At 68.3% G+C, this 15,717-nt stretch carries 13 protein-coding genes; 7 read left to right on the forward strand and 6 right to left on the reverse strand.

Annotation, left to right across the window (positions count from 1 at the left end):
* Positions 1–3: 3 nt before the first annotated feature.
* A complete protein-coding gene (locus MOX01_RS01195; RefSeq protein ID WP_141368115.1) occupies positions 4–5,979 on the reverse strand; it encodes an LPXTG cell wall anchor domain-containing protein in 5,976 nt (1,991 codons plus the stop codon).
* A 236-nt stretch (positions 5,980–6,215) separates the two neighbouring features.
* Between MOX01_RS01195 and MOX01_RS01200 the strand changes: the two genes are divergently transcribed.
* The 4 genes from MOX01_RS01200 (at position 6,216) to MOX01_RS01215 (ending at position 8,384) form a co-directional block, all read left to right on the forward strand.
* Positions 6,216–6,713 (forward strand): MarR family winged helix-turn-helix transcriptional regulator, encoded by a 498-nt coding sequence (locus MOX01_RS01200; protein WP_058630918.1) that lies wholly within the window; start codon positions 6,216–6,218, stop codon positions 6,711–6,713.
* Positions 6,710–7,513: an SDR family oxidoreductase gene (locus MOX01_RS01205; RefSeq protein WP_141368116.1), complete on the forward strand. Its 804-nt coding sequence runs from the start codon at positions 6,710–6,712 to the stop codon at positions 7,511–7,513. The genes MOX01_RS01200 and MOX01_RS01205 overlap by 4 nt, the downstream gene beginning before the upstream one ends.
* A gap of 305 nt (positions 7,514–7,818) precedes the next feature.
* A complete protein-coding gene (locus tag MOX01_RS01210) occupies positions 7,819–8,085 on the forward strand; it encodes a hypothetical protein (protein WP_141368117.1) in 267 nt (88 codons plus the stop codon).
* Positions 8,082–8,384, forward strand: coding sequence for a hypothetical protein (locus MOX01_RS01215; protein WP_141368118.1), 303 nt, complete (start codon positions 8,082–8,084; stop codon positions 8,382–8,384). The genes MOX01_RS01210 and MOX01_RS01215 overlap by 4 nt, the downstream gene beginning before the upstream one ends.
* A 32-nt stretch (positions 8,385–8,416) precedes the next feature.
* Here MOX01_RS01215 and MOX01_RS01220 read toward each other — a convergent pair whose 3' ends face one another.
* Complete coding sequence (locus MOX01_RS01220) at positions 8,417–9,055, reverse strand: hypothetical protein (protein ID WP_141368119.1); 639 nt, start codon at positions 9,053–9,055, stop codon at positions 8,417–8,419.
* A 146-nt stretch (positions 9,056–9,201) separates the two neighbouring features.
* On the opposite strand from MOX01_RS01220, the gene MOX01_RS01225 reads away from it, so the two are divergent.
* Positions 9,202–10,170 (forward strand): GNAT family N-acetyltransferase, encoded by a 969-nt coding sequence (locus tag MOX01_RS01225; protein ID WP_141368120.1) that lies wholly within the window; start codon positions 9,202–9,204, stop codon positions 10,168–10,170.
* A 53-nt stretch (positions 10,171–10,223) separates the two neighbouring features.
* Here the strand turns inward: MOX01_RS01225 and MOX01_RS01230 are convergent, their stop codons facing one another.
* On the reverse strand, positions 10,224–10,427 hold the full coding sequence (locus tag MOX01_RS01230; RefSeq protein ID WP_141368121.1) for a hypothetical protein: 204 nt from the start codon (positions 10,425–10,427) through the stop codon (positions 10,224–10,226).
* Positions 10,428–10,598: 171 nt separating this feature from the next.
* On the reverse strand, positions 10,599–12,017 hold the full coding sequence (gene uriT / locus MOX01_RS01235; RefSeq protein WP_141368122.1) for a uridine transporter UriT: 1,419 nt from the start codon (positions 12,015–12,017) through the stop codon (positions 10,599–10,601).
* 95 nt (positions 12,018–12,112) lie between these two features.
* Between uriT and MOX01_RS01240 the strand changes: the two genes are divergently transcribed.
* Positions 12,113–13,168, forward strand: a complete 1,056-nt coding sequence (locus MOX01_RS01240) for a LacI family DNA-binding transcriptional regulator (RefSeq protein ID WP_141368123.1) — start codon at positions 12,113–12,115, stop codon at positions 13,166–13,168.
* A gap of 3 nt (positions 13,169–13,171) precedes the next feature.
* Here MOX01_RS01240 and MOX01_RS01245 read toward each other — a convergent pair whose 3' ends face one another.
* Positions 13,172–14,104 (reverse strand): nucleoside hydrolase, encoded by a 933-nt coding sequence (locus MOX01_RS01245; protein ID WP_141368124.1) that lies wholly within the window; start codon positions 14,102–14,104, stop codon positions 13,172–13,174.
* 113 nt (positions 14,105–14,217) lie between these two features.
* Between MOX01_RS01245 and MOX01_RS01250 the strand changes: the two genes are divergently transcribed.
* Positions 14,218–15,066 carry a ribokinase gene (locus tag MOX01_RS01250; protein ID WP_141368125.1) on the forward strand — a complete coding sequence of 283 codons (849 nt, stop codon included), beginning with the start codon at positions 14,218–14,220 and terminating at the stop codon, positions 15,064–15,066.
* Between the two features lie 340 nt (positions 15,067–15,406).
* On the opposite strand, the gene MOX01_RS01255 is transcribed toward MOX01_RS01250, so the two are convergent.
* Positions 15,407–15,712, reverse strand: a complete 306-nt coding sequence (locus MOX01_RS01255; RefSeq protein WP_046748005.1) for an alkylmercury lyase — start codon at positions 15,710–15,712, stop codon at positions 15,407–15,409.
* Positions 15,713–15,717 lie beyond the last annotated feature (5 nt).

Genomic DNA, 15,717 nt, shown 5'->3' on the forward strand with positions numbered 1-15,717 from the left:
GGGCTAGCTCACGGCACCTCGCCGACGACGGATCAGGACCGCTCCCGCGAGGAGCAGCAGCACCCCGATACCGGCCAGCAGCGACGCGGAGGCTCCGTCCACCCCTGTCGTCGGGAGCCCGCCGCCACCGTCCGGTAGCGGGCCGGGGGGCACGACCGGTTCGGGGGGCAGGATCGGGTACACATTGGTGATGGACGCCGTCTGGGTCGTCGGCGGCTCTGCGTCCGCCACCGAGGGTGTCGTGATCGTCACGGTCTGACCGTCTCCGAGTCGGGACTGCTCGCCGTGGGCTCCGACGTCTCCGACCTCCGAGACCACACAGGTCGAGCCCAGTGGCAGAGCGTCGAGCCGCCCCTTCAGCTGGCTCTGCTCCGAGACGGTGATGATCCCGCCGGCGGGGAGCGCCAAGGGAACTCCCGCGACCGAGCATTCGAGTCGGAAGTCGAAGGTGGTGGGCGCCCGCCCTGTGTCGCCGACCACGACCTTCTGCACCGCGAGATCGCCGTCCTGCAGCAGGACCCCGGCCTGCACAGGGGCCACCGAGTACTCCCGGCCCCCGGCGTCGGTCCCCACGGCGCCCATCTGGTTCCATGCGATGCCGCCCGCGTCGGGGACGGCGATCGGGGCGAGGTCGGGGTAGGTGGTGGACTCGGGCACGTTCTGCGTCTCGTAGTGCAAAGACAGCACGTCGCCGGGGCCGAACGAACCGGTGGCGGTACCCGTGAAGTCGATCATGACGCGGATGCCGGTGACGTCCTCCCACGCTCCGCCGTAGGAGTCGGCCGGAGTCCAGGTTGCCGTGGTGTCGCAGAGCAGGTCGTCGAACCACGCAGAGGTGGGTCCGGTGCCCACACACGGGGAAGCGGAGGTGGTGACGTCGAGAGTGAACACCGCACCGCTGGGCAGCACGTTCGCGGTGAGCGAGTCGGGCAGGAGCACCGGCGCGTAGGTGCTGTTGCGCGCCGTGCCGGTCGCGAGCAGACGATCACCGATCCTCGGCAGGGGATCCACGATCGACACGGTCGGGAACCCGACGGTGCCCCCGTTCACGACGGACAGCCGCCAGTCGTCGGTCGCACCCACGGCCGTGTACGCGGCGCAGGGGGTGCGCGTGTACCCATCGGGGTCGAGCGGGCAGGCAGCGTCCGGATTGTTCAGGTTGACCTGCCCATCGACCAGATCGCCGTCGATCTCACCCTTGACGTACTTGTATGCGGCGAGCGCGCCACCGGGCGATGGCTGCACGTAGTTCGTCGTCCCGCACTGGTCGGCGGCGAGATCCGGAACCGTGCCCTCGCCGTTGCCGGAGGCATTGGTGCAGGAGTCGAGGTCCTCAGCGGTGGTGACGACGAAGCTGTTGGTCGTGAACTGATCGAGAGCGAGCCCCGGAGCCAGCACCAGGTTCACCGTGATCGTGAAGACCTCGCCGGGAGACATGCGGTCACCGCCCTCGGGCCAGGTGAACGTCACGTTCTTGCCCGTGTCGTCGATCAGAGCCGACACGTCGGTGGAGAGCGTTCCTCCCGCAGAGGTCTGATAGGTGGGCGGTGAGAAGTCCCAGTCGAGGTACTCCGGCAGCTGATCGGTGAGCTGGTCGATCGTGACGAAGCCCGTTCCCGTGTTGGTGAACTGCAGCGTCCAGGGCAGGCTCGCGCCGATGGACACCACATGACTCGTTCCCGGCTGCGACTTCACGACGTCGAGCTGGTGGGTCCCCGGGTCGATGGCGAGCTCGGCGTCGCCTTGGTCTTCTGCCGCAGGGTAGAGGCCGTCGAGTCTCGCGCTCTCCGCGGTCGCCGCGTTCGGGACGGTGGCGGGCAGCACCAGGGGCGAACCGTCTCGCTGCGTGGTGAGCACCACGACGTCGAAGGAGAGCTGAGCAGTCCAGTCGTCCGGTGGCGCGTTGCGGGAGAACACGTCGCCCGCGGCGTTGCGGAACACAGCCCTCACCCCGACCACCGTCGCCGGATCGATTCCGGCGGGGAAAGCGGCCGTCGCAGCGAAGACTCCCTCCGCCCAGGTCGTCCCGACGAGGACGTCGATGCGCACCTGATCGGCGCCGGCGGGGAGGACCACGCTCAGTGCCGGATCGGGGGCGAGGCGCACGGTGTTCCAGAAGTCGGCGTCCGCATCGGTGATCGTGACCTGCTGCGTGGCGGCCGTCGAGACGCCGTCCGTCGCATCGAGCGTCACGGTGACCGGGTTCGCCAACTCGGTCTCGAGGATCGCGTCCGGGGTGATGGTCTTCGCGAGAGTCACATCGAGGAGCGCACCGATCAACTCGACCGTGTCCCTGGCCGTGTCGTTGGGCCTGGACGCAGAGCCGGACGGGGTGAGCACCGGATCATAGGACTGGGCGATCACGTCATTGGCGACAGCGCCCGGCTCCACGAGCTGGCCGGCATCCGAGCGCTCGTACTGTCGCACGCGCGTCTCGATCTGCACCTCGAGAGCCTCTCCGGCACGGATGCTTCCACCGTCGGTCTCGGGGTGGATGCCGTGGAAGACGACACTGACACCGACCACGGTCGCGAGGTCGGCTTCGGCGAGCGCTGACGCTGCCGTGACGGACATCGTGCGCGTGCTCAGGGTGCCGTCGGCGCGATCCCACAGCGTGACGGTGGAGGTCGCCGGGTCGACCTGATCGGCAGGGTAGCTGAACGCGAGCGACAGCACGTCGAGCCGTTCGTAGGGGTTCGTCCCCGCGTCGTAGTCGGCCCCGTCGAAGGGGTCATCCGCCCAGGCATCGGCTGCGCTCACACACTGGTCCGCCGCTCCGGGCGTGCACGGGATCGGATCGGTCACGCGCACGTACGATGCGCGGGCTGTGCTGTCGTTCCTGGCGGCGATGTCGAACATCACGGTCGGATAGTTCGCGGGGTCCACATCAGCCGACTCCGGGATCGTCACGGTCGCCGGCGTGACGGTCTTGTCGACGGACACGAGCGGCGGCTGATCGATCAGCGTGATGTTGTCGCGCTCCGTGTCGCTGCCGTTCCCTGCCGCCGAGGTCCAATCCCCGCGCAGCGTGTTCCACACGACTCCGGGGTCGGCGTCGTTGAAGGTCTGGTCGGCGCTCACCCAGCGGTCGGCGGTGGCACTGTCGTCACGAACGACGTTGCGCAGCTCCCACGTGAGGAATGTCGGTCGGTACTGTCCGACGGCGGAGGTGGCGAGCCCGGAGCCGGGTTCCGGCCTGGTCGGGTCGGAGCTGGCGGTGCGGGCGGCGTCATCCGGACGGTAGACGAGCCGCACACCGGTGGTTCCGGCGGTCTGCTCCGGGGTGAGGGTGTAGCCGATGAACCCGTCCGCTCCCATCCACGAACCGCCGGGCGCAGAGATGGGTGTCCACGCGCCGTCGACGAACAGCCAGACCTCGGTGATGTCGTCCCAGGCCAGCAGCGGATCGTCGGCGAGGGTGACGGGGTCGATGCTCAGCAGATCGAACGCCTGGAAGACAGTCGTCGCCGCGCCGGCGGGATCGGTGTCCAGGGCGGTCGCGGGATCCGTCAGGTTGAGGACGTCGATCCCCGGGGTCCCCGTCCGCCACTCGTTGCGGGTGGACACGATGGCGCCGGACTGCGCATCGACGAAGTCGACGTCGGTGGTCTTGTCTCCGGTCTCGACCCAGCGCTTCTCGGCGTCGACTCCCGCGCCCTCGCCGGTCGCCGGCGTCTGGACGCCGATCGTGTCCTGATCGGTGACCACGGCGCTGTCGATGCCGTCGGGGAGGCCGTCGACATCGCCGTGGCTCTGCGCCGTGGCCTCGTTCTCGTACACGGTGGGTCGCTGCGCCGACTGCTCGTCTTCGGGATCGTCACGCGGGTCGGTGGGGCCCGATCCGTCGCGCAGGTCCGTCCGCGCCTCGAAGACGAGGTTCGGCTCGACGCTGAAGCCCTGGGCGAAGCCGTCCGGATTGTCGAACGTGAAGCGGACGCCGGTGACGTCTGCGGGCGTGTCCGGAGGTGTGAGGGCGGCTGCGAACTCCGCGCGGCTCATCTGGAATGTCTGCGCCGTCGCTCCGGTGCTCACCGTGGCGAGCGTGACCCAAGTGCCGTCCGGGCGCTGGTACTCGGCGGTCGCCGTGGTGTTCGGCGGCACCTGTGTCGGGGCGATGCCCACGAGGTCGAACGCGTTCCAGAAGTCGTCGACCTGGTCTTCACGCCAGGTGTCTTCGACGACGATCTGCGTCGGATCGACCTGCGCCACACCTGTCGCCGTCGTGGCGGTCAGACTTGCGACGACGCTGTTCCCCGGCTCGACCGCACCCCTCGGGCTGATCCGCTTGTCGAGCGCGACATCGATCTGCGGGAAGTAGACCGCGATGTCGGCGGAGGCGGAGTCATCTGCCGTTCCCACGTCGTTCGTAGCCGTGACGTCGATCGTGTTCGTGCGCTGATGGGTCGGCGCCTCGGTACTCACCAACGAGAGGGAAGGGTCGATCGCGACGTCGATCGTGGCGGCCGCGTTCGCGGGGATCTCCCCCGTGAACTCGATGACGAACCCGGTGACGGTCCCCGACGGCGGAGCCGGAGACGCGGAGTCGGCGAACGGCACAGGCGCCTGGGCGACTCCGTCGATGTACCAGGTGATGGTTCCCGCTGTCGCTCCCGCGGGATAGTCGATGCCGGACGGGAATCCGCCGAACACCATGTCCGCGTCGAAGAAGCCCAGATCCGAGATGGTGAGGCTGTCCACGGGACCGTTCGAGGTGTTGGTCGCCGTGAGCTCGGCGGTCGCCTCGCCCCCTGCCGCGAGCTCGGCGGGGGTGATCGTCTTGCCCGCGAGCACCCCGATCGTCAGCGGTCCGATCTCGTAGGGCGCGGTGGCGTCGTCGCTCGCCGTCGCTCCGCCCGGGGCGTTGACGGTCGAGGTGATGCTGTTGGTGACGGAGTCGCCGGTCGCGAGCGTGCTGCCGTCGTTGCGATCCGTGGCGCGTTGACCGACGGAGAACGCCGTGGACGCGGTCGCATCGGAGCCGATCGTGCCGCCCGAGTACGTCAGCCGGATGCCCCCGACGTCTGCCGGGTCGACACCGGTGGGAAGAGCCGGGGTGGCCCCTGGCGTGCCCGCCTGCCAGCTCCATGTGCCGGATCCCTCGTCGTAGACATAGGCGTCGACCTGCACGGCTGTCGCTGCCGGAGGCAGGGTCGTCGCCCCGAATCCCTGGAAGTCGACGACGCGGAACGGGTTGTCGGACGCCAGCGTCGTCGCGCCGTCGGCTGCCGTCGTCGGCTCCTGGATGACGAGCGTCTCCGCGCCGATGTTCGACTGGTTCTGCGCGCCGAGCGTGATCTCCGACGTCTCGCCCGGATCGAATTGCTGGGACGCGGGCGTCCAGCTCTTGCTCGCCTCGACCCCGATGACGGTGTCGACCGTGACGACCGCATCCGCGGAGTCCGTGATCGTCGCCGGCAGGTCGCCTGGACCGTTGTCCCAGTCGGCCGATGCCGTGTTCGTGACGGTGTCGCCGTTGTGCTGCCAGTCCGCGGGCAGATCGAGGGGTGCCCGGAGCACCACGCTGAGTTTGAGGGTCCCGCCCGCTTCCAGCCCGATGCCGCCATCGACCGGCTGCTGGAAGACCACGCGGACGGTGCAGTCGTCGCTGACCTCGACGGGGACGCCGTTCTCCTCGACGCACCCCGTGGTGGTCGCGGTGAGCGGCAGGTCAGACGGCGTATAGGAGGATCCGACGAACTGGAACCCCGCGAACTCCTCCGGGAGCGTGTCGGTGAGCACGACGTTGAGACAGTCGACGTCGTCGCAGACCAGGTCGACCGTGTAGGTGAACTCATCTCCAGGGCCGAGGGTGTCCTGCGTATCCAGCCCGTCGACGCGCTTGTCGATGCGGAGCGAGGACTCGGCCGCCTGGGCTGCGAGGGGAACGACGAGGCCCGCGCCGACCAGGGCGAAGACCGCGACGAGGGAGAGGAGGAATTTCCGCAGTCGACCCTCAATGGGCTGTGACGTCGTCGACATGGTGCTCGTTTCGTGGGGAAGCCACAAGGGCAACGAAGGAGTGCAGGCCGCCGACAGGTCGATGGATCAGTGATGAGGCCGGGTCGGAGACCACGTGTTCATGTTCTGGCGAGTATAGGAGCGCGAGTCCGCGTCGTTCTAGGGGGATTCTTCAGGTCCTCACCCTGCCGGGGTGAGGACCTGAGGCCACGGAAGCCAATAGTTGCCGCACGCAACTGAGCTGTTACCATTGAGACATGGCTGTCCACGACGAGCTCGATGACATCCGTGACGCGCTGGTCCGAGTGGTCGCGGAGTGGACGCAGAGCGAACTGCAGGTGCGGATCGCCGAGAGCGTCGACGACTCCCTCGACGCTCTCGAGGTGCGGGCCCTGTATCTGGTCGGCATGAGCGGAGGCTCCCTCGGATTCGGCCGCCTGGCCGATCGGGCGGCACTGTCACGTCCCACCACCTCGAAGCTGGTCTCGCGCATGTCGGCTCGAGGATTCTTCGACCGGATCCGATCAGGACGCACGGTCGATGTACGGCTGACGGATGCCGGCCAGGTGGCGTATGCGCGCCTCGTCGACGCCGGGCAGCAGATGGTCGGCGGAGCTCTCGCAGGGTGGTCCGTGCAGGAGATCACCCAGTTCCAGGCTCACCTCAGCCGATTCGTCGCCGCCCTCCCCGGGGCGACGCTCGCGACCACATCCCGGTCGTCCGATCTCGTCCCATCACCCCTGGAGGAAAAATGACCCGCACGTATGTCATCACCGGCGCCGCATCCGGTATGGGCGCCGCCACCGCCGAGTTGCTGCGCACGCAGGGACACTCCGTCATCGGCGTCGATCTGGCCGGAGTGGAGGTCACGGGCGACCTGTCGACGCCCGCAGGCCGCCTCGCCGCCGCGGACGCGGTGATCGCGGCTGCCGACGGAGGCATCGACGCGGTCATCGCATGCGCCGGGATTTCGGCGCCCATCGCCAAGACCATGGCCATCAACTACTTCGGCGTGACCGAGTTCCTGACTGCCCTGCTGCCGAGCCTGAGCCTGGCGGACCAGCCTCGTGCCGCGGTGGTCTCCTCGATGGCCTCGTTGCAGCCCGTCTCGGCTGATCTCGTCGATGCAGCACTGAGCGGCGACGAGAACCGCGCGCTCGAGATCGGGGACCAGCTCGCCGCCACGGCGGAGGGCGGGTTCCTGAACTACTCCTCGAGCAAGCGCGCACTGTCGCGGTGGGTCCGCCGCGCGTCCGTCTCGGAGGAATGGGCGGGCGCCGGCATCCCCCTGAACGCCGTCGCACCGGGAACCGTCATCACGGCGATGACCGCCGGATTGCTCGCGAGCCCTGAGGGACTGGCGCAGGTCGACGCCGCCGTGCCGATGCCGCTGAACTACCACCAGCCCGCATCCTCGATCGCCGAGCTGCTCGTGTGGCTGACGAGCCCGGCCAACACCCACATGGCGGGCCAGACCATCTACTGCGACGGCGGCGCCGATGCCGTGCTGCGCGGCGACGACATCTGGTCCTGGAACGACGCACCGCGCGACTGATCCCTGCCAGACGAGAAGGCCCGATCCGGTTCACGGATCGGGCCTTCTCGTCGTATCCATCACGCGGCGTCCCCCGCGGTTATTTTGAATGACTAAAAATAACGTGATATTGTCGGAGGGAACCGGACGGCCAGATCGTCTTTCCCTTCATCGACATCCGACAGCTCTTCGGGAAGGCACCTGGCCGCAGGACGAGCATGCCGTCCATCGGGGGCGCATCGCCCCAGGGTGGCTTCGGCGCGCCCGCGCACAGGACCGAGCGCGCCCGCATCCGACGGCGCCCGGCGAGACGAGAGGAAGCACTGATGAAGGAGACCCGAGACCGCTGGAAGCCGAACCCGGTGTTCAGTTCGATGCCGCATTCGATGGGCCGAGGCTCCCGCGAAGACATCGTCTGGGAGGCTCTCGACCGGGTCAACGGCAAGCCCGCCCCCACGATGGGAACGATGCAGGCCGCGATGGGGAACGAGGCCCAGATCCACATCGTCCATGACACGATCCGCGCCTATCTCGACGCGCACGGTCTCGACGACACCAGCGAGTTCGGTGTCCGCGCCGGAGACGTCGCATGAGGGGGAGGGCTGGCAAGGCCGACCTGACGATGCGCATCCGCCCGACCGAGCTGTGCCGCACTCCACCCGAAACACTGAGCGGGGACCAGTTCATCGCCCGACTCGGGTCCGTCGGTCTCGGCAGCACGTCCTATGTGGTCGGACGTCGCGACCCGCACGCCCCGGATTGGATCGTGCTCGACTACGCCACCGGAGCACACGAAAGGGTGTGGAGACACACGGGCGGCGATGCGGCAGGCGTGCTCACCTACGTACTGGTCGACGACGACTCCTCGAAGGGGTACGTCTCGGCTGCCTGACGATCGCTGCGTGACGATCACCGCCTGACGGGTCAACCGCCGAACACGACCACCGCTCCGGGCCGAGCACGCGCGGCCCGGAGCGCCACGGCGGCCAGGGCTCCGGTGGCGAGGATGCGCGTCAAGATCAGCACGTTGGAGACCGTGATCATAGCGTTCTGGTCGGATACGCCGCCCGACATGACGGCGAACTCCATCAGCGAGCCCAGCACCACCGCGGCGAGCGCGATCGCCGGGATGAGCCTCCAGGGTGTCACCAGCGTGCTGCGCAGGACTCCGGCGACGATCGTCCCCGACAGCGCCAGTTCCACGAGGGCGTTCACGTAGATCGGCACGGCGGAGCTGAAGTCGAACGATGCCGTCAGCAACAGCGGACCGATGGGCAGCCAGCCCGCGAGAAGAAAGAGGGAGACGACCGCACCCCTCGGCAACCGCGGGGTGTCGTCACGGCGCGCAGCTCCGATCCCGGCGGCGACGAGCGCGAGGCTGAAGGCGAGGGTGGCCGCTGTCGACATCCCGACGAGAGCCTCGACATCGAGGGACCCGGGAAGACTGCGGAAAGCTGCCAGCAGAGCTGAGACGACGAACAGCCCGCCGGATGTCAGCCACCAGGGCGACCACCGCGATGACACGCCCTCGACCGTCACCCCCGAGGTCTCAGATCCACTCATCGCTCACCACTTCATCGTCGGGGACAGGTCCTGCACCCACCCTGTCAGATGCCGCGGGGAACCCACGAGTCGAGCGATCGGCCCAACCGCGTGGCAACCTGGATGAGGCACCGTCCGACCCCGAGCCGAGAGCGTCACGACCTTCGATGGATATCCGCATCACGCATGTCGACCCGCAGAACACCGCGCTGCTGAACCAGTGGAACGGCATCCTCAGCGGCGGATACGCGGCCGGACGCCGGAAGGTGTGGTCTCGCAGCGATGAGGCGACGCGTCGGCAGTTCCAGAACCCGCATCCGACCCGCAGGTCAGTGCTGTTGCTCGCGGAGATCGGCGGAGTGCCGGTGGGTGCCGCAGAGGCCCACGTGCACCCCGGAGATCCGGCCGACGTCGAGATCGCCGTTCTCGATCGCTTCCGTCGCCGCGGGATCGCCCGCGCCCTGCTCCGCGCTGTCCGCGACGCAGTGCGCGGCACCGCCACACTCGTGCGCACCGAGACGTACTCCGAAGCGGGGGTCTCGTTCGCGCAGTCGGAGGGGCTGCGGGTCGGTATACGCGAGAGCCGGCAGGTGGTCGACCTGCCCCTGCCGGCGGGAACGCTCGAAAGCCTGCCCGCTGCGCACCCGGACATCGAGGTCGTCTCGTGGGTCGGCGCGTGTCCGGACGCGCTGCTCGCCGACTGGGCGCGGCTTCGCACGCACATGTCGGACGACGTGCCGATGGGCGACCTCACCCGAACTGCAGCAGCTGCCGACGTCGCAGCGGTTCGCCGGAACGAGCAGCGCATGTCGGAGCAGGGCTATGCGCTCGTGCGGAGCGTCGCACGAATCGAGGGGAACGCCGTCGGCTACACGGAGATCCTGCTGTCCCGGCCCGACCCGACGATCGTGCTGCAGGACGACACCTTCGTCGAGGAGCGGGTGCGAGGTCGCGGCATCGGCCGGGCCCTGAAGGTCGCCAATCTGCGACTGCTCATGACCCTCCCGGAGAGCTCGGCGTCACGATTCCTGCAGACCTACACGGCGCCGACGAATGCGCCGATGCTCGCCCTCAACCGATCGGTCGGCTTCACCGAGGTCGACGTCCTCACGGTTCTCGAAGGTCCGCTGGGCTGACGACTCGCTCCCGCATGCCGGGTCGATTCTCCGCGTGGTTCCGGTGCCCTCGGTCAGGCGACGGTGTCGGCCTCGGCCTCGGCATCGGCATCGGCATCGGCATCGGCATCGGTGTCGTCGGGGAGGGACCCCATGCTCGTGGAGGACGTCGTAGAGGGGGCGAGTGAAGCGCAGGCCGCGAGTTCGAGCGCCGAGGTGCTGAGTCCGACGGCGGCGAGCGCGAGAGCGAAGCGAGGACTGGGGGTGCGTGAGGTCACGGGATGCCTTCCCTGAGGACGGGAACTTCCATCGTCGCGCCGACGACGGCGTACGGCATCCGCCGAGGGTAGGGACGATGTCGTCCTGCAGACGGATGTTTCACGACCCACCCCTCGGAACCACCTCGGACCCCCGCCCGGATAAGGGCAGGGGTCCGAGCGCTACGCAACCTACCGGCGCACCAGTTCCGCGCTCACCGGCTTCGGGATGAACATCGAGAACACCAGCGCGCCGACGAGGATGACGGCCCCGGTGATCAGCGCCGCGACATACCCGCCCGCCGGCACCTCGCTCGAGGCGAAGGAGGTCTGCGCCGCATAGATGACGACGAAGCTCAGCCCGGCGCCGAGATTGATGGCGCCGGTGTTCAGGCCGGGGAGTGAACCGGGGCGATCCTTCGGCGAGAGCACGACACCCAGACCGTTGAGCATGATGTTGCCGATTCCCGCGTAGGTGATCCCGACCGCGATCGAGAGGAGGAGCAGCACGAATCGCGATGAGGTCTCCACGTTGGCGACCATGAGTCCGAGCACGAGCACGGTTCCGCCCAGCCCGATGCGCAGCATCGTGCGGTATCCGACCGTGGCTGCGAGCCGACCGCTGAGCGGACCCATGAGGAGCCCGGCGAGGGCGTAGGGCATCAGGATCCACAGCGACACCTCCTCCGCACTCATCGAGAGGTTCATCGCGGTGTCCTGCGCGAGTGCGGGGACCACGCCGTTCATGATCGCGAAGATCCCCGACAGGGTCAGGAGCGAGGTCGCGCTCAGTGCCCAGGTAGCCCTCTGCTTCAGCTGGGGGATCGACACGAGCGGATCCGCGATCCGTCCCTCGAGCTTCCAGAAGGCGGCGAAGGATGCAACCGCGACGATGCCGAGGACGACGACGAGCAGCAGGTCCGCGCCGGCGAGCTTGCCGAGCTCGTTGAGCGCGACGAGCATCGATCCCACCGAGACGACGAGCAGCAGCGACCCCCACCAGTCCATGCGGGGACGGTCATCGGCCATGGTCTCCGGAGCGAGCAGGCGCACGGTCAGGGCGGCGACGATCGCCACACCCGCCATGGTCCAGAAGATCGACGCGAAGCCGTGGTTCGTCGCCAGATATCCGCCGAGCAGAGCGTCACCTCCGGCGATCCCTCCGTTGACGGCGGTGACGACACCGAGGAGGGTGCCGTACGCCTTCGGATCCTTCACCGCGGCTCGCAGCATGATCAGGCAGAGCGGAACGACCGGTCCCGACACGCCCTGGATCAGCCGGCCGACGAACAGCATCGGGACGTTCGTGGCCAGCGCCGCCACGACGCAGCCCACGGCCATCACCACGAGCATGCCGACGAGAACCCGTCGACGTCCGATCAGATCACCCAGGCGGGGGAGGAACAGGGTGAACAGCGCGGCAGCTGTGAAGAACACCGTCTGGGTCGCGGCGATCTCGGTGGAGGTGGCGTCGAGTTCGCGCTCCATCGTCACCAGCGCGGGGCTCAGCATGCTGGCGTTGAGCTGGAACGCGAGGCAGGCGGCGAGGAGGGCGATCATCAGCGCCACCACGTTCGTCCGGGTGCGAACAGCTTCTGTGTGGTTGGTCATTGCTCACTTCTTCGTGTCTGGTGGGGGGGCTTGTCGGTGGTTGATCAGGGGCTGATCGCGTGCGTAATCCTTTACGCACGCCATATCTTTGACTGATGGTGTCGACGGCGGCACCGATGGGGGGTCGGGTCGTGGTGAAGAAGGCGTCGGTCACGCTGCACGAGGTGGCGGCAGCCGCCGGGGTGTCCATCGCGACCGTCTCGCGGGCCCTCAACGGGAAGGACCGCGTCTCCGGCCGCACCGCCGAGCACGTGGCCGAGGTCGCCGAGCGTCTCGGCTATCGCGTCAATCTCATCGGTCGCGGACTGCGGGCGGGCAGCGGTGCCACGATCGGCGTCGTGGTCCCGGTGATCAGCAACCCTTTCTACGGCGAGCTCATCCACCGCCTCGAAGACCATCTGCAGCGCCGCGGCTTCGATCTCGTCATCGCCGACTCGCACGGCGAGGTCGACCGCGAACGCGAACGTCTCCGCATGCTGGTCGAACGTCGCGTCGAGGGGATCTTCGTCGTGCCGTCCGATGCCGAGCTCTCGTACGACGCCGTCGCGGACACCGCCCGCAGAGTGCCGCTGGTGCAGCTCGACCGCCGCGTGATCGACCTGTCCGCCGACTTCGTTGGAGTGGACAATGACGCCGGCATCGATCTCGCCGTCGACCACGTCACCTCCCGCGGAGCGCGTCGGGTCGTGCTCGTCTCGGGCAACGACGTCACCTCGGTGGGCCGTGAGCGACGGGCCGCGTTCGAGGCCACGGTCCGCACCCGGTCGCTGTCCCGCGAGGACAACATCTTCGGCGAGTACCTGCTCGCCTTCGGAGAGCGGGCCGCGGAAGAGCTGCTCGCCCGCGGGCCTCTTCCCGACGCGATCATCGCCGGAGACGACCTCGTCGCGGCCGGCGCCATCGCGGCGTTGAAGCGCGCGGGCAGGAGCGTTCCCTCCGATGTGCAGGTGACGGGCTTCGACGGGACGATGCTCGCCGACGTCTGCGAACCGCGGCTGACGACCGTCGTGCAGCCGTTCGACGGGCTCGCCCAGGAGGCGACCGAGGCCCTGGTGCGACGGATGGAAGACCCCGAGGCCCCGTACGTGCTCCGTCGCCTCGCGCCGAGTCTGCGCGTGGCCGAGTCGACGACGCCCGCCGCTACGCACTGAACCTCATGCCAGCGCGCCGACGGCGTCGGTGACCAGGTTCCAGAACTTCGGCACGTCGAGGGTGATCGCGACGTCGGTGTTCGGCTCCTTGCCGAGCATGTCGTGGAGATCGACGCAGGTCGCACCGGCTGTGAACTCGCCCGTGGTCTCGATGTCCACATGGCAGCGCTGCACGGAGGCGACGGCGCGGTCGATCGCGATGGCCACGGTGATGGGGTCGTGCAGAGGGCCCTCGGGCATGCCCTCCGCCTTCTCGTAGGTGCTGCAGAAGAACCGGAGCAGCTCGACCCCGAAGGCTGCGGTGTCGTTGCCCACCGCCCCGATGCGCTGGATGACCTCTTCGGTGATGAGGGCCTGGTGGGAGATGTTGAGCCCGACCATCGTCAGCGGCAGTCCGGAGGCGAACACGACGGCTGCGGCTTCGGGGTCGGCCCAGGCATTGAACTCCGGGTACGCGCCCACGTTGCCGCGCCCGGTCGAGCCGCCCATCCAGATGATCTCCTTGATCTGCGACGTGACCTCGGGGCGCTGCTGCAGCAGGAGCGCGATGTTCGTCAGCGGACCGGTCGGGATCAGCGTGATCGGCTCCGACGAAGCGGCGAGCGTGTCGGCGAGGAAGTCGACGGCGTGGCGGGGGTCGAGCGGCACCGTGGGTTCGGGGAGCACCGGACCGCCCAGCGCGTTCTCGCCGTGGATCCACGCCCCGGGGGTCAGTTCACGCGTGAGGGGCTTGTCGGCACCGGCGGCGACCGGCACGTCCGTGACCCCGGCGACCGTGAGGGCGATCCGCGCGTTGCGGGTCGTGTGCTCGAGGTAGCCGTTGCCGCCGACGGTCGTCACACCGCGCAGGTCGATGGCGTCGTTTCCGGCCGCGAGCCAGATCGCGAAGACGTCGTCGTGGCCCGGATCGCAGTCGAGAAGGACGGGAGTGGTCATGGTGCTCCTTTGCAGATGTTCGTGCGTAAACGTTTACACTTTCTTGCAGGAACGTCAAGTCGGGTGCACCGTCGTCGTTGCCTACCCCATCCCACGATCCGAAAGCCGCCGCCATGACCACCCCTGTCTCTCCCTCACTCGTCGTCGTCGGCAGCGCGAACGTCGACGTCACCGCGTTCGTCGATCGCCTCCCCACCGCAGGTGAGACCGTCGCCGGCGGAAGGCTGTCCCGAGACCTGGGAGGGAAGGGCGCGAATCAGGCCGTCGCCGCCGCCAAGCTCGGCGGGAGAGTCCGCATGATCGGCGCCGTCGGGGATGACGCCGACGGGGCCTGGACCCGAGACGAGATGGATCGGGCCGGGGTGGACACCACCGACCTCCGCACCGTCGATGCCCCGACCGGAACGGCACTGATCGTCGTGGATTCCGACGCCGAGAACCAGATCGCGGTGTGCCCGGGAGCGAATGATCGGGTGAGTCTCGACGGCGTGACCTTCCGAGAGGAGGAGGCGGTGCTCATGCAACTGGAGATCGCGCTCAGCATCGTCGAAGAGGTCGCTGCGAGGGCGCCCGGCTTCATCGCCGTCAACGCCGCTCCCGCCCAGCCGCTACCCGAAGCGCTGCTGAGTCGCGTCGATCTGTTCATCGTGAACGAGACCGAGCGCGAGCTCATGCCCGAGCTCGCTGAGGCCGAACTCGTCGCGGTCACCTACGGCGCGGCCGGCGCCGCCCTGTATCGCCGTGGCGAGGAGATCACCCGGGCCGACGGCATCCCCGCCGAGGCCGTGAACACGGTCGGCGCGGGCGATGCGTTCTGCGCGGCACTCGTGCTCGCGCTGCGCACAGGGCACGCACCCGCCGACGCTCTCGAAGCCGCGTGCGCCGTGGGGTCTGCGGCCGTGTCGCACCTCTCGTCGCAGCCGCCGTTCGAGCACCTGAGTCGGTACCTGCCGGTGCGGTGACGGGAGGCTCCGGATCACGAATCGGGCTGTCGTACTCCTCAATGAAACGAAGCTGACCCGGGAGAGGAGGTCCCGTCGTGGAGCCGGAAAGAAGAAGGCCCGGCTTCCTCGAAAGGAACCGGGCCATCTTGAACTGTGCGCGAGGGGGGACTTGAACTGATCTCGACCCCCTCGCGCCGCGAATCTCGGTATGACGTTCTGCCGCATAAAGTCAACGATCTACAGCACGTGAACTGTGGATAACTCCACCGAGCTACCCCGAGCTACAGGTTGCTTAGCACTTTCGCTAGCACTTTTTCGGGCGCACGCCGAGCTGCGCGGGCCCGGGAACTCGCGATGCTCAGCTACGCGCTTCAGAGAACACCGCATGTAGCTGTTCGAGGGTCGGTGACCCGGCAAGCCCGTTCGGTGTCCGGAAGACGCGGCAGGCGAGTCCGACGGGCGCGCTTGGTTCGGCGAACGGGTCGATGCCGTCGATGAGGATCGTCGGGGAACCGTGAAACCCGAGACGAACTGCTTCCTCCGTGGTCCCGACTCGTTGACGGATGATGCTTGCATCGGTGCGCCCGTGGAGTGCTTCGGCGATCCTGTGGTCGAGTACCTCCCAGTTCGGGCAGCCGTCGAAGTATTGCAGTGTGATCTCCATGATGG

Origin of the sequence: Microbacterium oxydans, from assembly GCF_006540085.1 — a bacterium.
In the GTDB taxonomy this organism is placed as follows: Bacteria; Actinomycetota; Actinomycetes; order Actinomycetales; family Microbacteriaceae; genus Microbacterium; species Microbacterium oxydans.

Bases quoted from the DNA above. Each gene is read 5' to 3' on its own strand.
- MOX01_RS01195 (WP_141368115.1), bottom strand. From the start codon at position 5,979: ATGTCGACGACGTCACAGCCCATTGAGGGTCGACTGCGGAAATTCCTC.
- MOX01_RS01200 (WP_058630918.1), top strand. From the start codon at position 6,216: ATGGCTGTCCACGACGAGCTCGATGACATCCGTGACGCGCTGGTCCGA.
- MOX01_RS01205 (WP_141368116.1), top strand. From the start codon at position 6,710: ATGACCCGCACGTATGTCATCACCGGCGCCGCATCCGGTATGGGCGCC.
- MOX01_RS01210 (WP_141368117.1), top strand. From the start codon at position 7,819: ATGAAGGAGACCCGAGACCGCTGGAAGCCGAACCCGGTGTTCAGTTCG.
- MOX01_RS01215 (WP_141368118.1), top strand. From the start codon at position 8,082: ATGAGGGGGAGGGCTGGCAAGGCCGACCTGACGATGCGCATCCGCCCG.
- MOX01_RS01220 (WP_141368119.1), bottom strand. From the start codon at position 9,055: ATGAGTGGATCTGAGACCTCGGGGGTGACGGTCGAGGGCGTGTCATCG.
- MOX01_RS01225 (WP_141368120.1), top strand. From the start codon at position 9,202: ATGGATATCCGCATCACGCATGTCGACCCGCAGAACACCGCGCTGCTG.
- uriT (WP_141368122.1), bottom strand. From the start codon at position 12,017: ATGACCAACCACACAGAAGCTGTTCGCACCCGGACGAACGTGGTGGCG.
- MOX01_RS01240 (WP_141368123.1), top strand. From the start codon at position 12,113: ATGGTGTCGACGGCGGCACCGATGGGGGGTCGGGTCGTGGTGAAGAAG.
- MOX01_RS01245 (WP_141368124.1), bottom strand. From the start codon at position 14,104: ATGACCACTCCCGTCCTTCTCGACTGCGATCCGGGCCACGACGACGTC.
- MOX01_RS01250 (WP_141368125.1), top strand. From the start codon at position 14,218: ATGACCACCCCTGTCTCTCCCTCACTCGTCGTCGTCGGCAGCGCGAAC.
- MOX01_RS01255 (WP_046748005.1), bottom strand. From the start codon at position 15,712: ATGGAGATCACACTGCAATACTTCGACGGCTGCCCGAACTGGGAGGTA.